The sequence below is a fragment of the Desulfurococcus sp. genome, from assembly GCF_049970475.1.
GTDB classification, from domain to species: domain Archaea; phylum Thermoproteota; class Thermoprotei_A; order Sulfolobales; family Desulfurococcaceae; genus Desulfurococcus; species Desulfurococcus amylolyticus.
On record NZ_JBMFMW010000094.1, the window covers coordinates 1 to 4,285 of the forward strand.

The window sequence follows — 4,285 nt, forward strand, 5'->3', positions numbered from 1 at the left end:
GATACTCAACCTAACCAGCCTGGTATTGATTGCCCTCTCATCGCTTCTAGCGTATGCGAGGATAACCTATATCGTCGACTTAAGTGTGATGTCATCCGTATATCTCCTACCGCTAGCCCCGCTGACTATTCTTGGAATCTACCTGAATAAATATATTGGAAAATATACCAGAACAGCCGCCATTACCTCCATTGTAGTAGGGGTTTCCATAGCAGGCGTGAGCACTATTGTGAATGGTGGTAGTAGGGCATTTACATCGATATACATGGGTATCCCAATATCGCTCTGGGTGCTGTTGGTCTCCACGGCGATTCTTCTCATAGGACTCCTTATCGATGCTTATACACGTGTGTAGGCAAGGAAAAATTTAAAAATACTCAATGAAGACGTTTTTATCTAATGGTGAATTACATTGATTAATTTAAAGACCCTACTAGAGAATTTTAGAGAGTTTAAACCCCATGGAATTTATCGTCACGCATGCCCTAATTGTGGGGGTCCTATAGATGATTACAGGCTAATCTTCAAAGCTCCCTGCTCGAAGTGTTTAAATGAGGCGAGATTTAAAGCCGTAATTAAGGATTTAAATGGGGAGATCACTCGTTTTCAGCTTCTTAAACTCTACTATGATAAGTTAAATAAGAAGCTAAAGAAGTCCGGCGATTTAAAGAAACTCATGGATAACGAGAGAATGTTAAATGACTTCGAGGATTTCTTCGAGAAAGCAATAGGATTTAAAATGTGGAGTGCACAGAGAATGTGGGCCCGGCGTATTCTAAAGGGTTCATCATTCAGTATTGTGGCTCCCACTGGCATGGGTAAAACAGTTTTCTCACTTATAGCTACACTCTATCTCGTCTCACACTCTAGAAGCAAAAATAGAGAACAAAGGTTCTACCTAGTCTTCCCAACAACACCTCTCCTGCTTCAAGCCGAGAGGAAGATAAAGGATTTCTCGAGGAACCTCGGTATAAATGTCTGCATGGATGACAACTGGGGTAGTAGCTGCCTGAGGATACTCTGCATCCATGGACAACAGGGTAAAAAAGAAAAAGAGGCTGCTTTAACCAGGCTCAAGGAGGGAGACTTCGATATACTCCTCACCACAAGCAAATTCATGCATAAGTATTACGAGCTCCTCAAGAACAAGAATTTCAAGTTAATAGTCATGGATGACGTCGATGCTGTGCTAAAAAGCGGGAAGGCTATCCGGAGAGTATTAAATATTATAGGTATTGAAGACGAATACATTGATAAGGCATTAACCCTGATTAAGGCAAGGTCCAAGCTGGCTGTTCTAAGCAGTGAGGAAAAAAGCAAATTAGAGAAAGAAGTGGAAAGCCTTGAAAAAGAGATCTCCACTGTGAAACAAAATATAAACACTATACTCTTAGTAAACACCGCAACCGGTAGGCCTAGGGGGATCTATCCGAAGCTATTTAAGATATTCATGAACTTCGAGGCCGGATCGAAGCCGGAGGCTATTAGAAACATAGTGGATACTTACATCGAGTCCATTAGAGACATTGAGGAAAAGATGGTTGAGTTAGCCCTTAAGCTCCGTGATGGATTACTGATCTTCGTTCCAGTTGATAGGGGGGTAGAATATGCTGAGAAAATAGCATCACTACTCAAAGAGAAAGGATTAAATGCGGAGGCATTTCACTCTGGGAAACCGGCTAAACTACTAGATGCGTTTGCGAGAGGGGAAATAAACATACTTGTTGGTGTGGCAACCTATTATGGAGTCATGGTCAGGGGGATAGATCTCCCGGAAAGAGTGAAATACATTATGTTCATCGGGGTTCCCAGACATAAGTTCACCCCGGAGCTCGAAGAGTTATCTCCAAGGGATCTACTCAGAATCCTCTCGGTGCTTCGCGATGCCAGCGAAGGGGAGAGGAAAGAAGCCATCGACAGGCTTATTGGTAGGTTGTCAAGTAGAATCAGGAGAATGAGCCCCGGCGCATTGATGATGATTAGAGAGGAGCTGGCCAAGAAGCTCAGGGGGGAGCCCGTCGAGGAGACACCGTTTCTAAGGGATGCTATGGAGGCATATAAAATAATCAAGGAGGAGCTCTCAAAGGATGAGACATGGCATAAAATATCTAGCCTAGGGGATATAGGCGTCATTAGAGAGGGTAATAAGTACTATATGTTAATACCGGATGTCGCAACATATATCCAGGCTAGTGGTAGAGCTTCAAGGCTTTATCCAGGCGGCATAACCAGGGGTTTGTCGATAACATTGGTTGATGATAAAAGACTATTGAACGGCTTAGTGAAGAGGATGAGATGGATTTTCGAGGACTTTAACATGGTACCACTAGACCAGGTAAACTTAGAGGAATTAACAAGGCAGATAGAGGAGGAGAGAAGAAGGGTTGCCGAGGTCATTAGAGAGGGGATAAAAACCACTACACAGGTTGAACCGGTTAAAACAGCATTAATGATAGTTGAATCACCCAACAAGGCTAAGACCATAGCCAACTTCTTCGGTAAACCAAGTATTAGAGTCGTAAAGGATGTTCTACAAGCATATGAGGTAACTGTTGGAAACTACGTGCTCTCCATAGTGGCGAGCGCCGGGCATGTGTATGATTTAATCACCGATAACCCTGGTGAATCAATGGGTGAGAACCTTTACGGTGTATTAAAGGTAGAGAACAGGTTCATCCCGGTGTACACGGATATTAAGAAGTGCTCCAACGGACATCAATTCACGGATGAAATTATAGATAATACGAATGAATGCCCCAAGTGTAGAATAAATGGTAAAGTATCCCATGTCATAAGAAAACTTGACATCGTAAAGGCCCTGAGAGAGTTAGCTGAAGAAGTCGACGTTGTCTTAATAGGCACAGATCCCGATGCAGAGGGAGAGAAAATAGCCTGGGATTTAAGGGTATTACTAGAGCCCTACGCCAGCGATATCAAGAGAATAGAATTCCACGAGGTCACTAGAAAAGCGATTCTCAATGCTCTCAAGAACCCGAGAGACTTTGATCTTAAACTTGTAGAATCCCAGATTGTTAGAAGGATAGATGATAGATGGTTAGGGTTCTCTCTCTCAGAGAAGGTTCAAAAATATGCATGGCTGAAATATTGCTCTGAGTACCTTAAGAATAAAACGGTGAAGGAAGAGAAAGACGATTCTGAGCTCCATGAATTCGACTGTTGTACCCAGAATAGGAATCTGAGTGCTGGAAGAGTCCAAACACCTGTCTTAGAATATATTGTTAAGGAGACGGAGGAAAGACGGAAGCCCGAGAGATGGTCTTATAGAATAAAAATATATGTTGAAGACGTAGGCGACTTCGTGGAAGTCACGATACCTTACATCGATGCCGAGGAACTGGGAGTTATAAAATCTCTTAACAAGAAGAAACTCCTACCAGTTGAAATAATAGTTATAGGTGAGGATGTAGAGGAGGTTAACCCGCTGCCACCATTTACAACAGACATGCTATTAGAGGAGGCATCAAGGAGTCTCAGGCTCTCAGCTGTAAGGGCAATGGAGATAGCGCAGAATCTATTTGAGACAGGCCTCATAACCTACCATAGAACCGATAGTACAAGGGTAAGTGATACGGGCATCTCCATAGCTAGACAGTACCTGGAGGAGAAATACGGGGAGAAAGCTCAATTCTACTTTAAGGCCAGGATGTGGGGAGAGGGCGGGGCTCACGAGGCGATACGTCCGACGAGACCTATAGATGCCGACAGACTTCTTGAATTGATCAAGGAAGGAGTGTTAACATTGTCTGTGAAATTCACGAAAGACCATATAAGGCTCTACGACCTCATATTTAGAAGATTTATAGCGAGCCAGATGAGGCCGGCTAAACTAAGGAAGTTGAAGTTTAAAGTAGTCATAAAGAACCGTGAATACTATTCTGAGGTATACACTGAAGCCGTTGAAAAAGGATACCTTGAGGTATACAAGAACATCGAGCTGGTCCAGGGCATCAGGTTAAAGCCCAGTGAGCCTGGCGGGAGGATTAACGGGAAGATCCATGAGGGCGAAGTAATTAAGCCGCCGATGCTGAGGTTCCATGATGTAGTGAGATGGATGAAGGAGAATGGCATTGGTAGGCCGAGTACCTATGCTAAAATAATTCAAACAATAATAGATAGGAGATATGTAATAGTAAGTGGAGAGGCGAAAGCCCTGATACCTGTAGAACGCGGTAGATACGTGTTGAAATTCCTTAAAGACCACTATGGCGATATAGTCAGCGTGGATACTACTAGGAGACTCGAGGATCTAATGGAGAAGATCAGT

At 43.3% G+C, this 4,285-nt stretch carries 1 protein-coding gene and 1 pseudogene; both read left to right on the plus strand.

Translation table 11 applies throughout. From position 1 onward, the window contains the following. Positions 1–355: pseudogene (locus tag ACP5N5_RS05810) on the plus strand (sodium:solute symporter family protein); the annotation flags it as partial. Between the two features lie 57 nt (positions 356–412). Beyond that, positions 413–4,285, plus strand: a 3,873-nt coding sequence (gene rgy, locus ACP5N5_RS05815; RefSeq protein ID WP_428133844.1) for a reverse gyrase, incomplete at its 3' end; no start/stop codon positions are given.